Annotated in this window: 23 protein-coding genes and 1 pseudogene; 14 read left to right on the top strand and 10 right to left on the bottom strand. The window is 41.9% G+C overall.

From position 1 onward, the window contains the following. The first annotated feature begins 18 nt into the window (after window positions 1-18). The 5 genes and pseudogenes from DW059_RS04335 (at window position 19) to DW059_RS04315 (ending at window position 5,608) form a co-directional block, all read left to right on the top strand. Entirely contained in the window at window positions 19-1,791 is a 1,773-nt protein-coding gene (locus tag DW059_RS04335) for a Na/Pi cotransporter family protein (protein ID WP_117697922.1), read from the top strand. Between the two features lie 21 nt (window positions 1,792-1,812). After that, window positions 1,813-2,486 (top strand): annotated as a pseudogene (locus tag DW059_RS04330) (response regulator transcription factor). An 8-nt stretch (window positions 2,487-2,494) separates the two neighbouring features. Further along, complete coding sequence (locus tag DW059_RS04325) at window positions 2,495-3,817, top strand: sensor histidine kinase (RefSeq protein ID WP_117697921.1); 1,323 nt, start codon at window positions 2,495-2,497, stop codon at window positions 3,815-3,817. A gap of 219 nt (window positions 3,818-4,036) precedes the next feature. Continuing rightward, a complete protein-coding gene (locus DW059_RS04320; protein ID WP_117697920.1) occupies window positions 4,037-4,621 on the top strand; it encodes a manganese efflux pump MntP in 585 nt (194 codons plus the stop codon). Window positions 4,622-4,639: 18 nt separating this feature from the next. Further along, a complete protein-coding gene (locus DW059_RS04315) occupies window positions 4,640-5,608 on the top strand; it encodes a calcium/sodium antiporter (protein WP_117697919.1) in 969 nt (322 codons plus the stop codon). Between the two features lie 110 nt (window positions 5,609-5,718). On the opposite strand, the gene DW059_RS04310 is transcribed toward DW059_RS04315, so the two are convergent. Continuing rightward, window positions 5,719-6,960: an RsiV family protein gene (locus DW059_RS04310; RefSeq protein WP_117697918.1), complete on the bottom strand. Its 1,242-nt coding sequence runs from the start codon at window positions 6,958-6,960 to the stop codon at window positions 5,719-5,721. Window positions 6,961-7,489: 529 nt separating this feature from the next. Between DW059_RS04310 and DW059_RS04300 the strand changes: the two genes are divergently transcribed. The 5 genes from DW059_RS04300 (at window position 7,490) to metG (ending at window position 13,696) form a co-directional block, all read left to right on the top strand. Then, window positions 7,490-7,855 carry a zinc ribbon domain-containing protein gene (locus DW059_RS04300; RefSeq protein WP_117697916.1) on the top strand — a complete coding sequence of 122 codons (366 nt, stop codon included), beginning with the start codon at window positions 7,490-7,492 and terminating at the stop codon, window positions 7,853-7,855. Window positions 7,856-7,981: 126 nt separating this feature from the next. Beyond that, the gene (locus DW059_RS04295; protein WP_117697915.1) at window positions 7,982-9,184 is read left to right on the top strand and encodes a BMP family ABC transporter substrate-binding protein; all 1,203 of its coding nucleotides are present in this window, start codon (window positions 7,982-7,984) and stop codon (window positions 9,182-9,184) included. 10 nt (window positions 9,185-9,194) lie between these two features. Further along, window positions 9,195-10,898 (top strand): methyl-accepting chemotaxis protein, encoded by a 1,704-nt coding sequence (locus tag DW059_RS04290; RefSeq protein WP_117697914.1) that lies wholly within the window; start codon window positions 9,195-9,197, stop codon window positions 10,896-10,898. A 105-nt stretch (window positions 10,899-11,003) separates the two neighbouring features. Then, window positions 11,004-11,186, top strand: a complete 183-nt coding sequence (locus DW059_RS04285) for a hypothetical protein (protein ID WP_227701260.1) — start codon at window positions 11,004-11,006, stop codon at window positions 11,184-11,186. Window positions 11,187-11,695: 509 nt separating this feature from the next. After that, window positions 11,696-13,696: a methionine--tRNA ligase gene (gene metG, locus DW059_RS04280; protein WP_117697913.1), complete on the top strand. Its 2,001-nt coding sequence runs from the start codon at window positions 11,696-11,698 to the stop codon at window positions 13,694-13,696. 75 nt (window positions 13,697-13,771) lie between these two features. Here metG and DW059_RS04275 read toward each other — a convergent pair whose 3' ends face one another. From DW059_RS04275 to DW059_RS16355, 7 genes are all read right to left on the bottom strand, one after another. Continuing rightward, a complete protein-coding gene (locus DW059_RS04275) occupies window positions 13,772-14,947 on the bottom strand; it encodes an ABC transporter permease (protein ID WP_117697912.1) in 1,176 nt (391 codons plus the stop codon). Then, a complete protein-coding gene (locus tag DW059_RS16690) occupies window positions 14,934-15,617 on the bottom strand; it encodes an ABC transporter permease (RefSeq protein WP_256385502.1) in 684 nt (227 codons plus the stop codon). Before DW059_RS16690 ends, DW059_RS04275 begins: the two co-directional genes overlap by 14 nt. A gap of 5 nt (window positions 15,618-15,622) precedes the next feature. Continuing rightward, on the bottom strand, window positions 15,623-16,102 hold the full coding sequence (locus DW059_RS16685; protein WP_117697910.1) for an ABC transporter permease: 480 nt from the start codon (window positions 16,100-16,102) through the stop codon (window positions 15,623-15,625). A gap of 12 nt (window positions 16,103-16,114) precedes the next feature. Next, window positions 16,115-17,056 (bottom strand): ABC transporter ATP-binding protein, encoded by a 942-nt coding sequence (locus DW059_RS04260; RefSeq protein WP_117697909.1) that lies wholly within the window; start codon window positions 17,054-17,056, stop codon window positions 16,115-16,117. A 455-nt stretch (window positions 17,057-17,511) separates the two neighbouring features. Then, a complete protein-coding gene (locus tag DW059_RS04255; protein WP_117697908.1) occupies window positions 17,512-18,402 on the bottom strand; it encodes an ABC transporter permease in 891 nt (296 codons plus the stop codon). Window positions 18,403-18,405: 3 nt separating this feature from the next. Further along, window positions 18,406-18,720, bottom strand: a complete 315-nt coding sequence (locus tag DW059_RS16360; protein ID WP_242986103.1) for a hypothetical protein — start codon at window positions 18,718-18,720, stop codon at window positions 18,406-18,408. A 146-nt stretch (window positions 18,721-18,866) separates the two neighbouring features. Further along, on the bottom strand, window positions 18,867-19,316 hold the full coding sequence (locus DW059_RS16355) for an ATP-binding cassette domain-containing protein (protein ID WP_199663383.1): 450 nt from the start codon (window positions 19,314-19,316) through the stop codon (window positions 18,867-18,869). Between the two features lie 170 nt (window positions 19,317-19,486). Here DW059_RS16355 and DW059_RS04245 point away from each other — a divergent pair, with 170 nt between their 5' ends. From DW059_RS04245 to DW059_RS04230, 4 genes are all read left to right on the top strand, one after another. Further along, the gene (locus DW059_RS04245) at window positions 19,487-20,608 is read left to right on the top strand and encodes a sensor histidine kinase (RefSeq protein WP_117697907.1); all 1,122 of its coding nucleotides are present in this window, start codon (window positions 19,487-19,489) and stop codon (window positions 20,606-20,608) included. Next, window positions 20,605-21,222, top strand: a complete 618-nt coding sequence (locus DW059_RS04240) for a response regulator (RefSeq protein WP_117697906.1) — start codon at window positions 20,605-20,607, stop codon at window positions 21,220-21,222. The genes DW059_RS04245 and DW059_RS04240 overlap by 4 nt, the downstream gene beginning before the upstream one ends. A gap of 18 nt (window positions 21,223-21,240) precedes the next feature. Beyond that, window positions 21,241-22,017 carry a TatD family hydrolase gene (locus tag DW059_RS04235; RefSeq protein WP_117697905.1) on the top strand — a complete coding sequence of 259 codons (777 nt, stop codon included), beginning with the start codon at window positions 21,241-21,243 and terminating at the stop codon, window positions 22,015-22,017. A gap of 264 nt (window positions 22,018-22,281) precedes the next feature. Then, window positions 22,282-23,169, top strand: coding sequence for an Rpn family recombination-promoting nuclease/putative transposase (locus DW059_RS04230; RefSeq protein WP_117697904.1), 888 nt, complete (start codon window positions 22,282-22,284; stop codon window positions 23,167-23,169). 23 nt (window positions 23,170-23,192) lie between these two features. On the opposite strand, the gene DW059_RS04225 is transcribed toward DW059_RS04230, so the two are convergent. Then, entirely contained in the window at window positions 23,193-23,375 is a 183-nt protein-coding gene (locus DW059_RS04225; protein WP_117697903.1) for a hypothetical protein, read from the bottom strand. Further along, on the bottom strand, window positions 23,362-23,604 hold the full coding sequence (locus tag DW059_RS17780) for a FadR/GntR family transcriptional regulator (RefSeq protein WP_117697953.1): 243 nt from the start codon (window positions 23,602-23,604) through the stop codon (window positions 23,362-23,364). The genes DW059_RS04225 and DW059_RS17780 overlap by 14 nt, the downstream gene beginning before the upstream one ends. Between the last annotated feature and the right edge of the window lie 114 nt (window positions 23,605-23,718).

Here is a 23,718-nt window from a genome sequence, read left to right as displayed (position 1 = left end):
ATGCATAAGGAGGACAAAATGGACATTTTTGGAATACTGACACTGATTGGAGGATTGGCTCTGTTCCTGTATGGAATGGATGTTATGGGAGCTGGGCTGGAGAAAGTATCAGGAGGCAAGTTAGAGAGGATACTGGAGAAATTAACTTCCAATCCGCTCAAAGGAGTGCTGTTAGGAGCCGGAGTAACTGCTGTTATTCAGTCATCTTCAGCAACTACCGTAATGGTAGTTGGTTTTGTAAACTCCGGAATTATGAAACTTTCCCAGGCAATTGGTATTATCATGGGTGCCAATATCGGTACAACGGTAACATCCTGGCTCTTAAGTCTAACCGGAATAGATAGTGGAAATGTATGGATTAATCTCTTAAAACCATCTTCTTTTACACCGGTTCTTGCGATGATAGGTATTGTTTTAATGATGACCGGAAAGAAAAGCAAGAAAGCTGATGTAGGGGAGATTTTATTAGGCTTTGCAGTATTGATGACCGGAATGGAAAGTATGAGCGGAGCAGTAAAACCGTTGGCTGATGTTCCTGAATTTACCAATATACTGACTATGTTCCATAATCCAATTTTAGGAATTCTGGTAGGAGCACTTCTGACAGCGGTGATTCAGAGCTCGTCCGCATCTGTAGGTATACTGCAGGCACTGTCTGTAACAGGAGCATTTACTTATGGCTCAGTTATTCCGATTATTTTAGGACAGAATATCGGAACCTGTGTTACAGCTATGATTTCTTCTGTTGGAGCAAACCGGAATGCAAAGCGTACTGCTTTTGTGCATCTGTATTTTAATATTATTGGTACCGTATTGTTCCTGACATTATATAGTATTTTGAATGCAGTTATTCATTTCCCGTTTGCAAATGATACAGTTGGTGTAGCAGGAATTGCACTGATTCACAGTATCTTTAATATATTTGCAACTGTAGTTTTATTCCCGTTTACAAAGGGACTGGAGAAGTTGGCATATCTGACACTTCCGATTACCGAAGAGGAAAAGAGCAAGAAAGAGGTACAGGAGTTCCCGTTATTAGACGACCGTTTCCTTGCAACACCATCCTTTGCCATTGAGCAGTGCCACAGCATGTCCATTGAGATGGCAAACCTTTCCAAGGATTCCTTCTTAGAAGCAATCGGACTTTTGGAGAATTATACACAGGAAGTAGCGGACGACATTATCGCAAAGGAAAATCTCGTAGATAAATACGAAGACAAGCTGCGTGCTTATCTGACCAAGTTAAGCAGTCAGAATCTGACCTATGCAGACAGCCAGAATGTATCTACGCTGTTACATTGTATTACAGATTTTGAACGTATTTCGGACCATGCAGCGAATATCGTAGATTCCATTATCGAGATGAAAAAGAAGGAGCTGGTTTTCTCTAAGAAAGCAGAGGAAGAAATGCATGTATTTGGAAAAGCAGTAGAAGACATTCTCTGCCGTACCATGACTGCATACACTGCCGATGATGAAGAGCTGGCTAAGACCGTAGAACCATTAGAGCAGGTTATTGATGAATTAAATAAAGCAATTAAGAAACGGCATATCAAACGTCTCCGGAAAGGAAAATGTTCTATCGAGTTAGGACTGGTGCTGGCAGATATCGTTACCAACTATGAGCGTGTATCAGACCATTGTTCCAACATTGCAGTCTGCCTGATCCAGGAACAGGATAAAGATGTAGAAGAGCATGACCTGACGGCACATATGGATGAAGAAGACAATAGAAAATTTGCAGAGCAGATAAAAGAATATACAGAAAAATACGCTTTGCCGGAAAAATAAAAAAGCCGGGAGGAAAATGCAATGGCACTTATTTATATCGTAGAAGATGATATAAACATACGGGAAATCGAACGTTATGCACTAAAAAACAGTGGATTTGAAGTAGAGGAATTTGATAACGGAAAAGATTTCTTCCAGAGAGTGTCAGAGCAGGCACCATCCTGATGCTGTTAGATATTATGCTGCCGGGAGAGGATGGGCTGGAAATTTTAAGCCGTGTCCGGAAAAATCCGGCAACAGAAAAGACTCCTGTGATTATGGTAACGGCAAAGACCACAGAGATTGACAAAGTCCGTGGACTGGATATGGGTGCAGATGATTATATCAGTAAGCCTTTTGGCGTTATGGAGCTGATCTCCAGAGTGAAAGCATTACTCCGCCGCACCGAAAAGGAAGATGATGGTGATACATTAGCCTGTGGAAGCATAGAGATTGATAATAAGCGTCACAGCGTAACCGTTCAGGGAGAAACCTGTGAGCTTACTTTTAAAGAATTTGAACTATTAAAATACCTTATGATAAACCAGGGCATTGTATTATCCCGTGACAAGCTGATGAATCAGGTCTGGGGATTTGAATACGAAGGAGAAAGCCGTACTGTAGATATGCACATAAAGACGCTCCGGCACAAGCTTGGCGATGGCGGACAACAGATTAAAACCGTCCGCAATGTGGGCTATGTGATGGAGCCATAGGAGCATTCATGAAGAAAAAAATAAATATACGATTTATTATGATAGCAGCGCTTGCCATTGTGGTCACAGCGCTGTCTGCTATGTTAGTGTATTATAATATTTTAAAAGAGCAGGTATTTGGAGATTTGAAAGCCTACGCCCATGTGATAGAGCTTTTGAATATAGATGACCTTGCAGCAGGAATAGAAAAAGACCCGTATAATCCCATCGATGATGACCTTCGAATCACATTGATTGGAGCAGAAGGGGAAGTATTATATGAAAGTCTGTTAAATAAGGATGAGATGGACAATCATAATGAACGCCCGGAAATTATTGAAGCAAGGGAAAAAGGCGAAGGCGAAGCCATCCGTTACTCGGCCACTTCTGGAACCCATACCTTTTACTATGCGGAGCGTTTACAGAATGGAAATGTGCTTCGAATCGGAAGGGATTCCGTCAGTGTAAACCGTATTATGGTAAATACTTTAGTGATTGTACTGGTAATTGCACTTTGTATCCTCTTTGTCTGTATGGGAATTTCCCATTATCTGACGAAGAAGCTGGTAGAGCCTATCGAGAAGCTGGCAACGAATATTATGCTGGTGGATGAAAATAATGTATATGAAGAAATCCGGCCTTTTGTGAATACTATTAAGGAGCAGCACGTCAATATTATCAATAATGCGCAGCTTCGCCAGGAATTTACCGCGAACGTATCCCATGAATTAAAGACACCGCTGACGGCAATTTCTGGTTATGCGGAGTTAATCGGAAACGGAATGACCGGTAAAGAGGATACCATCCGCTTTTCCAAAGAGATACATTCCAATGCCAACCGTCTGTTAAGCCTGATTAATGATATTATAAAGCTTTCAGAACTGGATGAGACAGACCACCAGATGGAAATGGAAAAAATGGACCTTTATGAACAGGCAGAGAACTGTGTGCAGATGATGCAGGTAACAGCAGAGAAGCAGGGAATCAGGCTGACTTTGCAGGGAGAAAGTGCCATGGTCATGGCAAACAAGGGACTGATGGATGAAGTCTTTTATAATCTTTGCAGCAATGCCATCCGCTATAATAAGCCAGGCGGAAGTGTTACAGTAACGGTAGGAACAAAGGATGAACGTCCGTTCTTAAGTGTAGCGGATACCGGAATCGGAATTCCAAAGGAATGCCAGGAACGTGTATTTGAGCGGTTTTACCGGGTAGATAAGAGCCGTTCAAAATCCACCGGCGGAACAGGTCTTGGACTTGCCATTGTAAAGCATATTGTAGCACAGCATAATGCTGCCCTCCACTTAGACAGTGAGCTGGGTGAGGGAACCACCATAGAAATTGTATTTTAGGAAGAACAAGAATGGAAAGAATTGACATAAATTATCATTTAGCGTATATTTGAATAACAATCCGTGAGGGAGTAGTTCGCGTGAATACGTGATTTGTCAACAACCTCGGTCTGATGAAGGCCTGGCAAATCTTAATGAATGAGACTCATGTATGCAGCACAGGATAACTGCATACATGCAGTCTCATTTTAAATTATACTATCGGAGGAAATTGTGTTTATGGTAATGTTCTTTACACTCTTACTGATGGGAGCAGGTCTTTCGATGGATGCTTTTGCAGTGTCTATTTGTAAGGGACTTTCCATGCGGAAGGTAAACAAAAAGCAATGTCTTGTAATTGGCTTATTCTTCGGAGGATTCCAGGCACTGATGCCATTTATTGGCTGGGTACTGGGAAGCCAGTTTGAACAGTATATTACAAGCATTGACCACTGGATTGCATTTATCCTGTTAGGATTTATCGGTGGAAAAATGGTAGTGGAAGCAATCCGGGAAAAGGATGAAGCAGTAGAAGTCGGGAAAATGGACCCGCCACTGGATTTAAAAGAGATGTTTATTCTGGCAATCGCAACCAGCATTGATGCCCTTGCCGTTGGAATCACATTTGCATTTCTGCAGGTGCCAATCGTTGAGGCAGTTTCCATCATCGGGATTACGACCTTTGTGATTTCTGTCATTGGTGTGTATGTAGGAAACTTCTTTGGAAACAGATATAAGAAGAAGGCGGAATTGGCTGGTGGTATAATTCTTATCTTAATCGGACTTAAGATTTTGCTGGAGCATCTTGGAATTTTGGCATTTTAAAAGAAGGAGGAATATAATATGACAACAATCTGGACATATGTATTACTGGTAGTTGGTTTTGTACTGTTAATTAAAGGAGCAGATTTCTTTGTAGAAGGAAGTTCGGGAATTGCAAAGAAATTAAAGGTGCCATCGTTGATTATCGGACTTACGATAGTGGCAATGGGAACATCCCTGCCGGAATGTGCCGTCAGTGTAGCAGCATCTATTTCCGGAAACAATGCCCTGGCAGTCAGTAATGTAGTTGGCTCAAATATCTTTAACCTGATGGTGGTTTGTGGCTTTTGTGCCGTAATTACACCACTTGCAGTAGGAAAAAAGACCTTAAAGCAGGAATTTCCGTTTTCTGTGCTTATGGCAGCCCTGCTTTTAGTGCTGGGTTACATTGGAATGAGCGTTGGCAGAATAGATGGTGTGATTTTATTGATTTTCTTTGCTCTCTTCATGTTCTGGATGGTGCGTTCTGCATTAAAGGCAAGAACAGCAGGAATTACAACAGATGCTTCTGAAGAAGCAGATGAGATTGAACGCGCAAAGCCAATCCCGGTATGGCTCTGTCTTGTATACATTGTAGGTGGAGCAGCAGCCATTGCATTTGGCGGCGACATGGTAGTAGACAGTGCGTCTGCCATTGCAGCAGCATTTGGTTTGAGCCAGAATTTAATCGGGCTTACGATAGTAGCAATGGGAACGTCATTACCGGAGCTGGTAACCTCTATTGTGGCAGCCCGTAAAAATGAAGTAGATATGGCTCTTGGAAATGTCATTGGTTCTAATATTTTCAATATCCTTTTTGTTCTTGGTATTGCCGCAGCCATAAGTCCGGTCGCATTTATCATGGAAAATGTGATTGATATTGTAATCTTAATTGCCATGAGCATAATGGTACTGCTGTTTGCCTGGAGCAGGCAGAAAATAAACCGCATTGAAGGAGCAATTATGCTGCTTTCCTATGCGGGATATATGGTCTATATCTGTATGAGATAATATATTTGATAAGAAATAAGAAGCCCGTTTTTGTGGGCTTCTTATTGTGTTATGCGCGTAGCAAAAATATCTGTAAGAAGCTGCCGGTGGCAGATTCTTCAGGATGCTGACTAATTTTCCGATTCTTCTAACTGGGAAAGTACATTGTTAAGCTGGAAGGTGGAGCTGTCTATCAGGTCCGGAATGGAACCTAAGTATTCCAGATGAAAGCCGGCATAGCGGAAGAAATAGGTTGTTCTTAATCCATCATCCGGGATGGCAAGCTCGATATATTCATCTGTTGTATCAAGGTCAATGAGATAATATTCATTTGTTATATCGGAGGCAGCACTGCGGGACAGTGTAAAGTCGCCATTATAAAGCATTTCAGAATAATCGGTTCCATCTACCGTCAGGGTAGAAGAAAGCATTCCCGTTTCTTCGTTGTAAGTAGTGTCGTAGTAGACGGCATCCATTTCTCCGTTTCCATCCATATCTGCAGAAACAGCAGACCCCATTAAAGCGTTCAGCTGAAAATTACCGGTGTAATGATATTCAGCCTTCAGGGCATTCAGCTGCTGATAAGGAACGGAAAATAAAAGTGTACCGGAATAAGACGGTGTAATAGCACCATGATTGGCGATAAAGGTAATACCGCCTCTGGTAAAATACCAGTTGCCATCCCTTAGTACATGTTCCAAAAGGTTCGAAGATACATCGGAGCCGTCATGTTTGGCAAGCTGGCTTACTTTGCCGTAGTTCGGTAACAAAAGCTGCTGGTTAATAAAAGAAAGTGCACTGTTTATCAGGGCATTGGAATCTGTAGCAATATCAGAAAGAGAAAGTGTTTTGCCATTTTCCAGATCATAATTAAACCCACCATAAGCAGCACTGTGGGTCTCCTCACTGGTAAATTCTTTTCTGGTACTCTCAAAAGAGATAATCCGGCTGTCCTGTCTGGTACAGGAAAAATCCTCATCTAAGTGATAGGCGGAAAAGGAATCCGGTGACGCAGCAAAAGAAATTCTTGCGGAAAGCAGACTTTCTAATCGGGCATCCTGGAAAGCATCCAGTTCTTCGTTTAAAGATTGTGTAATGGTTTTGGAAATCTTCGGATGACCGTCTATGGTCACCGTTGGTTTCTGATAGGAGGTATATAATAAAACAGTAGATAAATCATCGGCATGATAAATCTCTGTTTTGGAATTAAATGTTATTGTTACCGGGTCATTCCGGGACTGTTCTGTTGACTCTTCTGTAGCGTCCGGCTGTTCACTGCCGGAATCCGTCTGTACAGAAGACTGTTTCTTCCCACCACATCCGCAAAAGACCAGGGTGGCAATACAAATCAGGGCAATAAATCTTTGCTTCATAGATATCTCCTTGTGGTTCGCATTCGTACCTAGAGTATAGCACATTTTATCTGGAAAAATCTTTAAAAAAGAATGAAGTTTTCCGGGGAAAGCGTTAGGGGGTGAAAGAAGCGTAATGTCCGTGCTGTTCAGTGAGTCCGAATGCGACATAAGGGCGGCAAGGGGCACTAAGAATTTCGAAGGGATATGAGATTGACTGGCAACCGGCGTAAATTCACATCCATGTTCATCTGCGCCTCACCGGCACGTCCCTGTGCCGGCGTTGCCTGGCACTATCCGAAATTCCAAGTGCCCCTAGCTGCTCTTATCATGCATCCGCACTTTGCTGAACAACACGGACATTTGGCATTCCAAGTGCCCCTTGCCGCCCTTTTATCGCGTCCGGACCCGGTAAACGGTGCAGACGTCCGTTTGACCAAAACTTTATTCTTTTTTAAGATTCCTTCGATTGAAAAGCAATATCAAGAGGTATATAATCAGGTAAAGTGCGGACGCGCAGGGGAATATAGTAAGAACAGGAGGATACACAATGGATTTTTTTGATCGAATGGGTGAGAAACTGATAACTGCAGGAAAAGATGTAACACAGAAGGCAAAGGATTTATCCGGAACAGCAAAGCTGAATCTGGATATTAAGTCGAAAGAAGATTTTATAGAAAAGCAGTATGCCCAGATTGGTAAGCTTTATTATGAAGACCACAAGGAAGAAGCAGATGGTGCATATGGACAGCAGATGCAGGCAATTGCAGAGGCATTTGCAGCAATTGACCATATGAAAGAGGAAGTATTAAAGATTAAAGGAGCGCGTCAGTGCCCGCAGTGTGGCGCTACTGTGCCGGAGGACACAGAGTTCTGTGGAAAATGTGGAGCAAAACTGAATATCTTTGAAGATTAGTGGATAACCTACCCATTTGTTTTAGAAAAATAAGACAAATGGGTAGGTTGTTTTATGAAAAAACATAAGATATAATAAATGGTATACCAATAGGGAAGAGAAAGGTATAGGGAGGTGTAGCAATTTATGAAGAAACGAATGATAAAGCTGACCGGTGCTTTATTACTGGTAGCCAGCTTGGTTTTTTCCGGGTGTGGGAAAAGCACGCAGTTAGACGATTATGCTACCAATGAAGGCAGTGACAGCGTAGAAGAAGGCACGGAAGCAGTGGCGGATAACACATCGGGTGATACCGGGGGGATACCGAAGGATGAGATTAAGGTAGGTGTCATTCATCTATCCGATCCGGCAGAGGGAAGTGGTTATACATATACCCATGATCTTGGTATTCAGGGAATGCAGCAGAACTTAAATCTTTCCGATGACCAGATTGTGCGTAAAATTAATATTTCGGATACTGATACAGATGCAACCAGAGCAGCAATACAGGAATGCATTGACGAAGGCTGTAATATTATTTTCGCCACAAGCTGGGGGTATATGGAGACCACCGCAGAGATGGCAGAAGAATATCCGGATATTTATTTTTCCCATGGAACCGGATATATGAGCAACGGAAAGAACTTTAATAATTATTTTGGAAGAATTTATCAGGCACGCTATTTAAGCGGAATTGTAGCAGGCATGAATACGAAGTCAAATAAAATCGGCTATGTAGCGGCAATGGATTCTTCAAATTCAGAGGTAACTGGTGGAATAGATGCATTTGCACTGGGAATATATTCTGTAAACCAGGACGCGAAAGTCTATGTAAAAGTTACAAACAGCTGGTTTGACCCTGACGGAGAGAAGGCGGCAGCAGAGACGCTTCTTAACATGGGCTGTGATGTCATTGCACAGCATTGTGATACAGAATATCCGCAGACATTGGCACAGGAAAAAGGTGTTTATAGTATCGGTTATAATTCTGATATGAGTAAAAATGCACCGGAGGCTTGTCTTTGCAGTGTTATCTGGAACTGGAGTGCCTATTATACATCAGCAGTGCAGAGTGTTATCGACGGAACATGGGATGGCAGCAATTATTATGGTGGAATGAATGAGAACCTGGTAGGACTTACGTCGCTTGCTGATTTCTGTGCAGATGGAACTGAGGAGAAAGTTGAGGAGGCAAAGGCAGCAATTCTTTCCGGGGAAAATGGCGTGTTTGATGGTGTAATTGAGACCAATGCCGGAGAAACCGTAGGAAAAGAAGGAAAAACATTAGATGATGCGACAATTACCGGAGGAATAGACTGGTATTTTAAGACGGTTGAAGTGGTAGAGTAGGGGGAAGCAAATGAATCTAAAGAAAAAAATTCTGGCAATTACAATTGGACCGGTATTGATATTAGGAATTATCACCATACTATTTACCGTAACCATGGTAAAGAATTCTATGATGGATGAGATAAAGGATGCATTAAAGGGAACCGCTGCCGCAACGTTGGCAGCATATGACCAGAATACCGGAGATTATCTTGAGACCAGCAATGGGGACATCTGGAAGGGAAGTTACAATATTTCCAAATCAGAGAATCTGGTAGACCGGATTAAAGATAATACCGGAATGGATGTAACTTTTTTCTATGGAGATAAACGAATCATGACTTCAGCAACGGATGAGAATGGAAATCGTATCTTAAAATCCAAAGCAGGAGATGTCATTGTAGAAAAAGTATTAAATGGTGGAGAAGAATATTTCAGTGAAGCAGTATCTATAGAAGGAACTTTAAATTATGGTTATTTTATGCCGGTATATCAGAATGGCTCCGATACAGATATTGTGGGAATGGTATTCGTAGGAACCAATAAGCAGGATAAAGATGCTGTTGTAATGCGGCTTTTAGGATCGATTGTGGCAGCGGTGGTGGCAATTATGCTGGTCTGCCTGCTTGTCAGCACGAAGCTGGCAAGCACTATCAGCAGGAATATCAGAACCAGTATTAAAACGGTGGAGAAGATTGCAGCAGGCGATTTGAATGTACAGGTGAATAATAAGCTGCTTAAGAGTAAGGATGAAATCGGAGACCTTTCCAGAGTTACGATTACCCTGCGTGATGCGATGCAGCGGACAACACTTGAAATCAATCAGAATGTGCAGAAGTTGTTAGAGGCATCTTCTCTGCTTGGAACAGCGGCCGATAATACCAATGGAACCATGAATAAGGTGCGCACAGCCGTAAACCGTATTGTAGAAAATTCTACGGAGCAGGCAGAGAATTCAAAGAGTACCTCAGAACATATGCGGCTGATGGGAGATAATATAACAGAGACTTCTGCTGAGGTGGAGGCATTAAACAGCAATGCGGCATTTATGCATGAATCCAGTGAAAAAGCAGCGGAGACACTGGCAAATCTTCAGCGCATCAATGGCGAAGTAGAGCAGATTATCGGAGAAGTACAGGAGCAGACCAACCGTACCAACGATTCTGTCCAGCAGATTTACAAAGCAACCGCATTTATCGCATCGATTGCAGAAGAGACAGATTTACTTAGTCTGAATGCATCCATAGAGGCAGCCAGAGCAGGAGAGAACGGAAAAGGATTTGCCGTAGTTGCAGAACAGATTAAGAAATTATCTGAGCAGTCCAACCAGTCCAGCAACGAAATTGAAGAGACTGCCATGATGTTAAGTGAGGATTCCCAGAAGGCTGTAGAGATTATGCAGAAGATGCAGGAAATCATTATGAGCCAGAGCGAGAGCATGAAGGATACCCAGAAGGTAGTGGAAGAGGTTGTGGCACAGATAGCCAATTCCATGCAGAGCATCCAGCAGATTAAAGAGACCACAGAGCATCTTGCGAATGTGAGAAATGAAGTTCTGCAGGCAGTTGAGACTCTTTCTAATATAGCGCAGGACAGCGTATCCGGAACGAAAAAGACTTACGAAGATACGGAAGAGGTTGTAGATACCTTTAAGCAGGTATACATGAGTGCGGAGCAGCTTCGTGAGATTGCTGACCAGCTGGCAGGAAGCGTCCAGTATTTCCATGTGGAATAAATATACAACCATAGCAATTCTAAAATTGTGAAAAAGTGCCTTTGAAATCGCAGACTGAAAAGTTTATCATAAAAAGCGAAAATATGCGGTGTCAGAGGTGAGAAAATGTATCCAATTGGAGCATATATTGTAAAATCAACAAATGGAGTATGCAAAATAAAGGACATTGTAAATCCGGATTTTGTAGCAGATTCCAACAAATTGTATTATAAAGCTAATCTATCAGAGGAAAAAGACGCGCCAGGAGCAGGGAAAGAAAACAACTACAGTAGATGGACGTTATTTTAATCTGGCAGAAAATCTTCTGTATTCTGAACTTGAATTAGTATTGCAGAAAAATAAAGATGAGATTTACCAGATGATAAAGGCAATTTGTGAAGCTTAAGGATATCGGATGGTCCGGTTGCAAAGGTTGACTTTTCAAATAAATTGTGTTAGTTTTACACCTAGATGATAAACGCAAGGAAGAAGAGAGTACATTTATCGGAATTGTACAGAGAGTTCCAATGAACCGCAGGGTTTAGCTGAGATGGAATCAAGGGTGATAGATGGAAGATGGCTTTGGAGTGGCGGGGCTGAATCCTAAGAGACAAGGCTTCGACAGGACCGCCTGTTATAGCGGGAAGTATTGCAGGATACTTCATGAGGCACATATTGTAAGGTATGTGTAAAATAGAAGTGGTAACACGGATAACACCCGTCTTCTTTCATTAGAAGGCGGGATTTTTTTTCGTGAGTAGCGAAGCGGCTCGCAGGAACGCTTGAGGAGCACCAAAAGTATAAAAAGGAGAATGAAGATGAGCAGCAAAGGAAAGTTTTACATGACCACCGCGATTGCCTACACATCAGGTAAACCGCACATTGGAAACACTTATGAGATTGTACTGGCAGACGCAATCGCAAGATACAAGAGATTGGAAGGCTATGATGTATATTTCCAGACCGGTACCGATGAACATGGACAGAAGATTGAATTAAAGGCAGAGGAAAAAGGAATTACACCGAAGCAGTTCGTAGACGAAGTTGCCGGAGAAGTAAAGAGAATCTGGGATTTGATGAATACTTCTTATGATAATTTCGTGCGTACTACCGATGAAGACCATGAGACACAGGTTAAGAAGATTTTTAAGAAACTTTATGATAAAGGTGATATTTATAAGGGTTCCTATGAGGGACTTTATTGTACTCCATGTGAGTCTTTCTGGACAGAATCCCAGCTGGTAGATGGAAAATGTCCGGACTGTGGACGTGAAGTACAGCCGGCAAAAGAAGAAGCATATTTCTTTAAAATGAGCAAATATGCGGACCGGTTAATCGAATATATCAATGAGCATCCGGAGTTTATCCAGCCGGTATCCCGTAAGAATGAGATGATGAATAACTTCCTGCTTCCGGGACTTCAGGATTTATGTGTATCCAGAACCTCATTTTCCTGGGGAATTCCGGTAGACTTTGATCCAAAGCATGTAGTATATGTATGGCTGGATGCACTGACCAACTACATTACCAAGATTGGCTATGATGCAGATGGCAATTCTTCCGATTTATTCAAGAAGAACTGGCCGGCAGATTTACACTTAATAGGAAAAGATATCATCCGTTTCCATACCATTTACTGGCCGATTTTCTTAATGGCATTAGACCTGCCACTGCCAAAGCAGGTATTTGGACATCCATGGCTCTTACAGGGTGGCGAGAAAATGAGCAAATCCAAGGGAAATGTAATCTATGCTGATGATATGGTAGACCTCTTTGGTGTAGATGCAACCCGATATTTCGTATTGCATGAGATGCCATTTGAAAATGATGGAATCATTACCTGGGAGCTGGTTGTAGAGCGTTTCAATTCCGACCTTGCCAACATCCTTGGAAACCTGGTAAGCCGTACCATTTCCATGAGCAATAAATATTTTGACGGTGTCGTAAAGAGCACCGGAGTCACAGAAGAAGTAGATAATGACTTGAAGGCAGTCGTAACCGGCGCAAGAGATAAGATTGCAGATAAGATGTCCGGACTTCGTGTGGCAGATGCTATTACAGAAGTATTTAATGTATTCCGCCGCTGCAACAAATATATTGATGAAACAGCACCTTGGGTACTGGCAAAGGATGAAGCAAAGAAAGACCGCTTAAGCGAAGTGCTTTACAATCTGACCGAGTCCATCGCTATCGGCGCAAGCCTTTTAGCAAGCTTTTTACCGGAGACCGCAGAGAAAATCGCAGCACAGCTTAATACAGGACTGCGTGGATTTGATGAGCTGAATCAGTTTGGACTTTATCCAAATGATAATAAAGTAACGGAGAAATCGGAGATTCTTTTTGCAAGATTAGACCCGAAGGAAGTAATGCCGAAGGTAGAAGCAATCCGCGCTGCCCAGAAAGCAGAGTTCGAAGCAGAGCAGAAAGCATTAGGCAAAGAAGTTGAGACAGAAGCAAAAGCAGATGCCACTGTCATCGACATTGAGCCAAAGGAAGAAATCACTTATGATGATTTTATGAAAATGCAGTTCCAGGTTGGTGAAATCATCGAGTGTAAGGCAGTAGAGAAATCCAAGAAATTACTGTGTTCACAGGTAAGAATCGGAAGCCAGGTAAAACAGATTGTATCCGGTATCCGCAAACAGTACACACCGGAAGAAATGGTCGGCAAGAAAGTTATGGTATTAGTAAACTTAAAACCGGCAAAACTTGCAGGTGTATTATCTGAAGGAATGTTACTTTGCGCAGAGGATGCAAATGGAGAATTAGCACTTCTGACACCGGAAAAGGATATGCCGGCAGGAGCAGAAATCTGCTAAGTATAAGATTTTCCGATTAGCTATATAAAGAACCCCCGGAAGAACCATTGCAAATTGGTTTTTCCGGGGGTTCTATTATGCGTTGCGGCTGCGTTTCTGGTATTTGCTGGAAACCAGGTAAATACAGAATATTGCGACGAAGAAGCCGAATTGGATGCCAATAAAGCGCCAGTATTTTGCAGTGGTAAGTATTTCATCCGATATACCGCCCAGCATTGAATTGAGGCGGATGTACCAGTAGGTTGGAAGAAAATGCGCCACAGCAAGAACACCTTTTCCCAAAAGGTATTGCGGAACGAAGATTCCGGAGAGGAAACTCAATCCCAGGGAGGCAACATTTGCAATCATACTGAGGGACTGCTGTTTGAGTGCAAAAATACTTACAAGGAGCGTAAGTGCTATGGAAAACAGCAGAACCATGGCACTGTTTAAAAGAGAGTGGAGTCCGTTTATCGAGAACAGAGTGTCTGGTCCGTAGATAAAAAGTGCAGTCAGGATAAAGAGCAGCCATACAAAGAGACTGAATACGATACATCCTAAAGTAATCTGCGCATTTCTGGACTTTAAGGAAAGAGAGGAGCAGGAAATCCTTGCACCTAAATCTTTCTGGTTAAAGGTCATCAGAATCGGAGTCATACCAAGTAACAGCATATTAATGAGTACATAAGGAAGATACTGGAAGAAATAGGTAAGTCCAATCTGTGCACCATCCGTTTCCTTTTCTTCAAGCTTAAGAACCGTAGTATCGTTTCCTTTGGAAAGTGATTCACTGGATTTTGTTACTGCTTCGGAAAGAGAGAAGCCACCAGCCATAAATAAGCGGACACTGGAAAGATACTCAGTTACCTGCTGGTCTACAAAATAGCCATTGGAGTTGTCCTTTCGCATGGAAACCGGAAGGAAATCTCTGGCATCAGAATCAGTAAGCTGTTCTTCAAAGCCTTCCGGGATGGTTAAAATATAGTCAACCTTTTGATAATAAAGGGCATCCTGTAAAGTCATAGTATCCGTATCCTTTAAAGTGACCGGATTGTGCATGGAGGAAAGATAATCACTTAAAGCGTGGCTTGCAGTGCTGTCATCCTCGTCAATAATATAAATGTCTGCCTTTGTGGCAGTAAAAGAAGTTTCATGGTCGGATGCTCCGATTTTACTCATGGCAATTACAACAACGGTAAAAATAATATAGTATAAAAGCACCGAAGGAAATTTCTTCTTTGCAATTTTCAGAAAAGTTTTAAATACTTGCATATCTTTTCCTCCTTGTCAGTAAGAATCCACCCAAACAGAAGAGAGCGGAAATGCCAACCAGTGTCAGAATACATTGGTAATACTGGTTTAGGTTATCCTGAATGCCCAGTGTATAGAAGGCACGGGAAATCAGGGCAGCCGGTGAAATCCGGTTGATAACCGGGCAGGTATTCTCGACAATGATCCACATATTTCCAACCATAAGCCCGCTTAAGAAGCAAAGCAGCAGACTGCCGGAGACAAGAATTCCCTGTTTTGTTCCCTCGGAAAAGGCTCCGATGGAACCTACGAAAAAGCCCATGGTAGTTCCGGTCAGACAGCCGACAAATACCGTCAGGATTGCCAGTGGGAGATGGTAGGTTAAATCAATCTTAAGCACCAGTACAATAAATGCAAAGGAAACCAGATTACAGATAAACTGGAATATCACATTGGAAAAAAGCTCTGCTATAATGACCTTCATTTTATGAACCGGAGAGACATTGCGTCTTGCACCAATGGCGGAGAGATTTCCCTGGTTATTGAGGGAAACATACAGTCCGGAAAGGCTGGTAAAGAGGCATGCCATAGCTATCAGATTGTAAAAGTACTGTGTATAAGTATCGGTATTATGTTTGTTTAAAGAAACTTCTTTGGTATAAGTAACCTGCTCAGAGAGACTTTGAAGCAGTGCTTCTAAGTTCTCCGGGTGATTTTTGCAGTATCCGCAATGGCAGAAACCGAGGAATTGTACTGCTTTACAAATGCCTGCAAAATACTCTGATTCATGCGGACGGTATCAGAGCTAGAAGAAGAAACCGTAAGGGAAAGTGTGACTGTATCCGATGCAGAATTGTCTGTATACAAAATGCCATCCACCGTCTGGTCCTTTAACAGGGAAACGGCTTTTTCTTCTGTGCAGTAGGTTGGAACAAAGAGGGCAACGCCATCTTTTAATTCCGTTTTTTCTAAAAAGGTCTTGATATTTTTTAATGCATCCGAATTATTTTCTTCTACAACAGCAATGGAAACCGGCTTTTGTATTTCGGAACTGCTGATATTGGAAAATGCTACCTTGAACATAATGCCAAGCAGAATCGGAAAAAGCAGTATCCAGAACATCTGCTCCCTATTTCTAAGGAGAATCCGGAAATGATATTTCATGATTTGAAGCATATCTTTCTCCTCCTAGTCTCTTAATTCTTTGCCGGTAATCTCTAAGAATACGTCATTTAAGGTCGGAAGCTCGGAATACACTTTTCCGAAGGTAATCTCATGCTGCTGCAGATAATCCAGCACATGAATGAGATTGTGGCTTCCACCGCTGCATAAAACAGTCAGCATGTGATTTTCGTAAGTCACTTCATAAACATGTTTTAAAGCACGGATTTCATCGATTGCTGCATCCGGCAGGTCTAAGATATCAATGGAAATGCTTTCGCTCTTCTTAATCATCTGCTTTAATTCATCCTTCGTGCCGATGGCAAGATTTTTTCCTTTGTCCATAATGGCAATCCGGGAACAAATCTGCTCCACCTCTTCCATGTAATGGGAAGTGTAAATGATGGTGGCACCGTTCCGGTTCAGCTCCACGATTCCCTCAAGAATCTTATTCCGGCTCTGCGGGTCAACGGCAACGGTCGGCTCATCCATGATAATCAGCTTTGGTTTATGGGCAATGCCGCAGGCAATATTTAACCGCCTTAAAAGTCCGCCGGATAATTTCTTCGGAAAGAATTTACGGAAATCATCTAAGCCTACAAAAGCAATGGCTTCCTCTACATACTGTTTCCGGAGTGCTTTATCTTTTACATAAAGCCCACAGAAATAATCAATGTTTTCATATACCGTCAGTTCATCCACTACGGCAACGTTCTGCATAACAACGCCGATTTGCCGCTTCAGGTCATAACTATCCGGGTTCATCTTTTTCCCAAATACTTCAATGTTTCCTTTGTCATAGGAAAGCAGGGAAAGAAGGCAGTTGATGGTCGTAGTCTTGCCGGAACCGTTTGGACCGAGCAGACCGAAAATCTCACCTTCTTCAATCTCTAAGTTAAAGTGGTCTAATGCTACAAGCTCTTTGTAGCGTTTCACCAGGTTTTCTATTTTTACAACTGGGGTACTCATAGGTTTCCTCCTTTTTTAGGTTGATTGGTTGTGCAGGCGATTGCGAGAGAAGAAAAGAAATTTATAAAAACTGTTTTGCTGTGTTACATCAAAAGCACTGGAGTGTTCGTCGAAACTGGATACTGCATGATGCTTGAAAAGGGGCACTAAGAATTTCGAAACATGAGTAGTTTTTTCGGCAACCGGCGCAAATTCGCATCCATGTTCATATGCGCCTCGCCGGTACATCCCTGTACCGGCGTTGCCGGATATTGGGCGAAATTCCAAGTGCCCCTAACAAGCCTCATAAGGTATCCGCATTCCGATGAACGCTCCAGCGCTTTTGCCAGACATTGGCAAGCCAGCTTCTTTATGAAATTTTCTCTTCTCGCAATCGCCTATAACCTAAGTATAGGGAAAAGAGGTACAGAAGGTAAGTGCATTCTGTCAGGAAATAAAATGACATTTGTCATATCTTAACGTTCCTGTTGTCTTTTCCTTGAAAGAATAGCCGTTGCAAGACCAAGGAAGATAAGACCTGAGATAAACATATATAGTATTTTCATATGAGGGGAAAGAGTGGCATTTCCAAAAGAAATGGTAAGTCCCATATAATCCGCATATCCGGTCTTTATTTCGGAGGGGCAATGAAACCATTGCAATTCCTGATTCATCCAGATTTCACGAATGGCGGAAGCCCCCTGAAAGGCTGGAAGAAAGCGGATGATATATTTAAGAGTCTGGGGTATATTGCCGTATGGAACATAAATTGCAGCAAAAAATCCAATCAGAGTACCCAAAAGCGTGGTCAGACCATTGAATGCACTATTGGTATGAATAAAAGAAGCGCATAAAAAGACAAAGGAAGCAGAGGAAAAAATAATTGCAAGAAGTGCAAAGAGAATTTCTAAAGTATCATGGGCAGTTATAAAGGAGCCATTGGCAATACCAAGATAGATGATTCCGATTATCAATGTGAGCAGGCACATGATAAAGGAGACAATAATTGCAGCAATGACATAACCTGCAACATAGTATCCGCGTTTTACGGGTGCAACAAAAAATGCAGATATCTTACCGGATTCCTCATCTCTTACCATGGTTCCTACCAGAGTCATGGAAATGCTTACGGCATTGACAACCAGGATACCGGCAATGGTCCAGATAATGATGAGCGAAGATGCATGAACAGCTTCGTATTTCAGACCGGTTCCAAGAACCTGAATTGTGGAATCAATATTTCCCTGTCCGAGAAATGCAATCATAAGGGTTAACACAATAAGAGTAGAAAGAAGAGAAAAGAATACACTGATTCGGTCTCGGAAATAAAGTAAGATATTACGTTTTATAAATGAAATTAGTATCATAGGTTAATCCTCCAGTTTTTTTCCTGTTATTTGAATAAAAGCATCATCCATACTACCTTGAATAATTTCAATGCCATCATAGGGAGTGGTTATCTGGGGCATGATATGCAAAGCATCTTTGGTAGTAGATAGGGAAATTGCAATTCCGTTAGGGAGACGATAAGAAGCCAGTGAAAGAGCAGCCAATTCCCGGTTCAATGGTGTAATTTTGTCAGTATAGATTTTTAAAGTATCGGAAGCATATTTATTTTTTAACTGGGATGGAGAGCCGGAAGCAATGATTTTTCCGGCATCCATAATGCAAAGTTGTTGTGCCATAGAGGCTTCTTCCATATAGTGTGTGGTGAGAAAAATTGTCATATGGCGCTTTAACCGGAGACTTTCCAGACAGTCCCACATAAGTTTTCTGGTCTGCGGGTCAAGCCCGGTAGAAGGCTCATCTAGAAATAATATTTCAGGAGTATTCATGAGTGCCGGGCAATTTCGCAGCGTCGTTTCTGACCACCGGATAATTTACGAAAAGGTCGTGATAATAAATTTTGAATGTTAAGAATTTCGGCAATCTCATAGAGATTTTTTTGAACCGTCTTTAAATCTTTTTCATATAGAAAGCCTCTCATCAAAAGATTTTCTTTTACTGTCAGATAATCATCTAAAGTATTATTCTGAAAAACAACTCCAATTTTATTGCGGATGGCATCGGCTTCTTTTAAAGCATCGTAATCACATATTTTGACAGTTCCTGCAGTTGCTTTCAGTAAGGTACAAAGAATATGAATTGTAGTGGATTTTCCGGCACCATTTACACCGAGCAGTCCAAATAAATCTCCTTTTTTAACAGAAAAAGAAATATCATCTACTGCTTTTATATCGGAATAATATTTTTTCAAGTGTGAAATCTGTATTGCATCCATGTTATGCCTCCTGTAGATAGAGATAAATAATAGCGGTTTTATAAATGTAGTATAGTAGAGTGAGCGGAGGACTGGTAAGTGCATTCTGTCAGGAAATAAAATGACATTTGTCATATCTTAGGAAAAATGATACAGTAAATGCAGTAGAACCCTAAGGAAGGGGAAGAAGAATGTTAAGAATACTGGATAAGTTACTTCTTTTTGCCATGTGCAGCTGCCTTATTTTCCAGTTAGAGGGAGACTACCGCAGAGTTGTAATCTTCATCATTGGTCTGATTGTGGCAGCGTTGACTCTTTATATTGAAAACCGGAAAGTCATTGGTGCATTGCTGATAGCAATGGCAGTACTGTGTCTAATCGAGCCGGGATTTACCTTTTTGCTGCCGCTGGTGTTTTTTGACAGCTTCTGGTTTGGCCTGTGGTGGGGTATGGGATTTGCAGTTTTATTCTTTTATGCACTGCCGGTGTACCAGCCATGGATGACAGCCATCTGGCTCTTTTTGTCATTGGCAGCGGTGCTGTTGGCTTATTGCACCAGACAGGCAACGGAGCTAAAGCGGAATCTGATTCGGCTCCGGGATACCAGCACGGAGTTAAGCCTTGTGATGCGGGAGAAGAACCGCAAGCTTTTAGAGGAGCAGGATACAGAAATCTATATGGCAACGCTAAAAGAGCGGAACCGGATTGCAAGAGAAATCCATGATAACGTGGGACATATGCTGTCCCGGGCAATTCTTCAGATGGGAGCACTGAGCACCGTATATGAAGAAGAGCCGCTGCATGGTCAGCTTTTAAAGGTAAATGATACCTTAAATCTTGCCATGAATAATATCCGGGAAAGTGTGCATGATCTGCATGATGATTCCGTGGATTTAAAGCAGGCATTATTAGAGGCAACCCGGGAAATGAAGCAGCATTATCATCTGGATTTAGAATACGATATGTCACAGAATGTTCCACGAAAAGTCAAATATTGTTTTATCGCAGCCGTAAAAGAAGCAATGTCAAATATTGTAAAATACAGCAACGGTGACCGGATTGAGATTGTTCTCAGGGAACATCCGGCACTGTATCAGATGACCATTGAGGACAATGGTACGGATGAGGAAAAGCAGAAAAAAGCAACGGAGCAGATGCGGGAAGAAAAGGATGACCTTAAGAGTGCAGCCGGAGGCATGGGACTTTCGAATATGCGGGAACGTGTGGAGTCGCTGGGCGGAAGCATTCATGTAAACTGCGAAAAAGGTTTTAAAATATTTATATCAATTCGAAAGAAAGAGGAGGCAGTATGAGAGTCCTGATAGTAGATGATGACGAAGATGTGGTATTTTCCCTGCAGACCATTCTCTGCGCCAAGGGAGTGGATGTAGTCGGAACAGGCACCGATGGAAGTGAAGCCGTAAAATTATATGAAGAGCTTCAGCCGGACATTTTATTAATGGACATCCAGATGAAGCCTATGAATGGACTGGATGCGGCAGAGCAGATTCTTGCAAAAGACAAGGCGGCAAGGGTGCTGTTTCTGACCACATTTTCCGATGATGAATATATTGTGGAGGCATTACGAATCGGTGCGAAAGGCTATTGCCTGAAACAGGATTTTGCAGCAATTGTTCCGTCATTGCATGCGGTTATGAGCGGACAGAGTGTCTTTGGGGGAGAAATTGTGAATAAGCTTCCGGTTCTGATGCAGAATAAGGAAAGCCTTGACTATGCCAGCTATGATATCAGTGAAAAAGAACAGGAAATCATTCACCAGGTGGCACTGGGACGCAGCAATAAAGAAATTGCGGAAGCCTTATTTTTAAGTGAAGGGACTGTCCGCAACTATATCAGCAGCATATTAGAAAAGCTGTCCTTAAGGGACCGGACGCAGCTGGCGGTATTTTATTACCAGCATTTATAAAATAGAAAGAGGATTTTTATGATTTTTGAGACACATGCACATTATGATGATGAAAAATTCAAAGAGGACAGAGAACAGCTTGTTTCTTCTCTTCCGGAGCAGAACATAAGGCGGGTAATTAACGTAGGTGCAGACTTTGCCGGCTGTGTGGATAGCGTAGCATTGGCAGAGAAATACGATTATATTTATGTAGCAATCGGAATTCATCCAAGCAATATCGAAGATGCAACGGAAGAAAATTTAGCATGGATAAAGGGAAAGGCTTCCTGGGAGAAAACCGTTGCCATCGGAGAAATCGGGCTTGATTATTATTGGGATAAGGAGCCAACAGTGCAGCAGGCACAGCGGGAAATGTTCTGCCGTCAGCTTGCGCTGGCAAAAGAGATGAGTCTTCCGGTTATCATTCATTCCAGAGATGCCGCAGAGGATACCATGAAAATTATGCAGCAGGCCCATAAGGATGACATTCCGGGTGTCATTCATTGTTATTCTTATTCCAAGGAAATGGCGAAAGAATATGTGAAAATGGGATATTATATTGGTGTCGGCGGTGTAGTTACCTTTAAAAATGCAAAGAAGTTAAAGGAGACCGTAGCAGAAATCGGACTGCCTCACATTGTATTGGAAACTGACTGTCCCTATATGGCACCGGAACCGCATCGTGGCACCCGGAACGATTCAAGAAATCTTATTTATGTAGTAAAAACCATTGCCGAACTGACCGGAACAACACCGGAAGAAGTGGAAGCAGTTACCTGGGAAAATGCAAAAAAATTATTTCAAAAAGTGAGGTGACCTTCCTGTCAGAAGGGAATCAGATTTTATAAATATTTTACTTGTATTATAAATATGTATTTGTTACAATCAACACAAAGCATATATTCTGATTTTCGAGTGGCAAAAGCCAATCTAAATTTCTAGTATCAATTCAATGAATTCTATGCTTTTAAATTCTTATTACAATTTACGAACGCATAGTGCATTGAATAAGCGGAATTTCAGAATCGGAACAGGATATGTAATCCTGCTTTTCCTTGCATTATGGGAAAAGGAGGAAACATGAAAACTTTAGAAGAACTGAATCTGGTGGATGACTTTCTGGTAAACAGCCTGACCAGCCACAAAATTTATGGGGAACAGTCGGCGAGGTATATTTTGGAGTGTATTCTGCACCGGCAGATAGGAAAGCTTACGGTAGTGCCACAGCGTTTCTTCTGCGGAGAAAATATAGAAACCCACGGCATTCGGCTGGATGTATATCTGGATGAAGAGAACGGAGAAATCTTTGATATAGAACCGGACCAGAATGATGGGAAAGAAGAAATTGTATCATTGCCACGAAGAGTCCGGTTTTACCATGCGAAGATTGATGCAAGCAATCTGAATGCAGGTGATACATATGGGAGTCTTCGGAATGTCATCGTAATTTTTATTACAACTTATGACCACTTTGGACTGAATCGTATGGTGTATACCATTAAGAACTGTTGTGTAGAAGTGCCGGAGTTAAAGTATGAGGATGGCGCACAGACCATATTCCTGTATACAAGAGGAAGGGAAGGAAACCCGCCGGAGGAATTAAAACAGCTACTACATTACATGGAGCATTCATCTATAGAGAATGCTTCCACCGAGAGTCTGAAAAAGTTACACCGGATGGTAACAGCAGTCAAGCGGGATGGAGAGGTAGGTCTTGCATATATGAAGAGTTTTGAGAGAGAAGAGAGGATTCGAAGACAGGGCGAAGAAGAAGGAAGAAAAGCCGGACTGGAAGAAGGTAAGAAAGAAGGCTTGCAGGAGGGAAAACGAGAAGGTCTGGAAGAAGGCATTATAAAACTCAGCCGTAAACTTGGAAAAGAAGATACGGAAATTCTGTCATTATTGCAGGAAGAACTGCAGATAGATGAAGAGCAGGCGAAACTTATACTGGAAAAATATCAGCAATAAGTAAATAAAAAGGGGCAGCACTCCTACTGGAGTAGCTGCCTGATTAATTCTAAGTGTAAGTGGATAGCCGTTTTATAAGCATCCATATCCCGGTTCTTAAGGGATAATAAAATTTGTTCATGCTCCTGCTGTGCAGTAATTCTTCCATAAGAGGTATTTCCTTCACCATAATAAATGGATTTACTGATCAGGTTATTCAGTGTCATATAGAAGACACGAAGCGGAAGTGTTCAGGGCAGATTCAACCATATCTACAAGATCCGTTTCATTTGGAAGCGTAACATAATTGCCTTTTCCGATTACATTCGTAACCAGTTTTTTCTCGGTAAGAATCTTGATGGCTTCCCGGATGACATTACGGCTGACTCCATATTGTGTTGCAAGAACACGCTCGGAAGGCAGACAGTCACCATCTTTATATTCTTTATGTAAAATTAATTATTCGATATCGTCCGCAATGGACTAGTATAATAATGTTCCCATAGCATTTTCCCCTGTTCTGTCAATTTGCTGATATTCTCATCCTAAACGTTGTCAAAATAAAATGCA

Origin of the sequence: Roseburia sp. AF42-8 (genome assembly GCF_003435965.1) — a bacterium.
GTDB classification, from domain to species: domain Bacteria; phylum Bacillota; class Clostridia; order Lachnospirales; family Lachnospiraceae; genus Roseburia_C; species Roseburia_C amylophila.
Note: the sequence above shows the minus strand (reverse complement) of the source record. Positions and strands in the feature narration are given on the sequence as shown.

Coding starts and splice junctions, on each gene's coding strand:
- DW059_RS04335 (WP_117697922.1), top strand. CDS start 19: ATGGACATTTTTGGAATACTGACACTGATTGGAGGATTGGCTCTGTTC.
- DW059_RS04325 (WP_117697921.1), top strand. CDS start 2,495: ATGAAGAAAAAAATAAATATACGATTTATTATGATAGCAGCGCTTGCC.
- DW059_RS04320 (WP_117697920.1), top strand. CDS start 4,037: ATGGTAATGTTCTTTACACTCTTACTGATGGGAGCAGGTCTTTCGATG.
- DW059_RS04315 (WP_117697919.1), top strand. CDS start 4,640: ATGACAACAATCTGGACATATGTATTACTGGTAGTTGGTTTTGTACTG.
- DW059_RS04310 (WP_117697918.1), bottom strand. CDS start 6,960: ATGAAGCAAAGATTTATTGCCCTGATTTGTATTGCCACCCTGGTCTTT.
- DW059_RS04300 (WP_117697916.1), top strand. CDS start 7,490: ATGGATTTTTTTGATCGAATGGGTGAGAAACTGATAACTGCAGGAAAA.
- DW059_RS04295 (WP_117697915.1), top strand. CDS start 7,982: ATGAAGAAACGAATGATAAAGCTGACCGGTGCTTTATTACTGGTAGCC.
- DW059_RS04290 (WP_117697914.1), top strand. CDS start 9,195: ATGAATCTAAAGAAAAAAATTCTGGCAATTACAATTGGACCGGTATTG.
- DW059_RS04285 (WP_227701260.1), top strand. CDS start 11,004: ATGTATCCAATTGGAGCATATATTGTAAAATCAACAAATGGAGTATGC.
- metG (WP_117697913.1), top strand. CDS start 11,696: ATGAGCAGCAAAGGAAAGTTTTACATGACCACCGCGATTGCCTACACA.
- DW059_RS04275 (WP_117697912.1), bottom strand. CDS start 14,947: ATGCAAGTATTTAAAACTTTTCTGAAAATTGCAAAGAAGAAATTTCCT.
- DW059_RS16685 (WP_117697910.1), bottom strand. CDS start 16,102: ATGCTTCAAATCATGAAATATCATTTCCGGATTCTCCTTAGAAATAGG.
- DW059_RS04260 (WP_117697909.1), bottom strand. CDS start 17,056: ATGAGTACCCCAGTTGTAAAAATAGAAAACCTGGTGAAACGCTACAAA.
- DW059_RS04255 (WP_117697908.1), bottom strand. CDS start 18,402: ATGATACTAATTTCATTTATAAAACGTAATATCTTACTTTATTTCCGA.
- DW059_RS16360 (WP_242986103.1), bottom strand. CDS start 18,720: ATGGCACAACAACTTTGCATTATGGATGCCGGAAAAATCATTGCTTCC.
- DW059_RS16355 (WP_199663383.1), bottom strand. CDS start 19,316: ATGGATGCAATACAGATTTCACACTTGAAAAAATATTATTCCGATATA.
- DW059_RS04245 (WP_117697907.1), top strand. CDS start 19,487: ATGTTAAGAATACTGGATAAGTTACTTCTTTTTGCCATGTGCAGCTGC.
- DW059_RS04240 (WP_117697906.1), top strand. CDS start 20,605: ATGAGAGTCCTGATAGTAGATGATGACGAAGATGTGGTATTTTCCCTG.
- DW059_RS04235 (WP_117697905.1), top strand. CDS start 21,241: ATGATTTTTGAGACACATGCACATTATGATGATGAAAAATTCAAAGAG.
- DW059_RS04230 (WP_117697904.1), top strand. CDS start 22,282: ATGAAAACTTTAGAAGAACTGAATCTGGTGGATGACTTTCTGGTAAAC.
- DW059_RS04225 (WP_117697903.1), bottom strand. CDS start 23,375: ATGACACTGAATAACCTGATCAGTAAATCCATTTATTATGGTGAAGGA.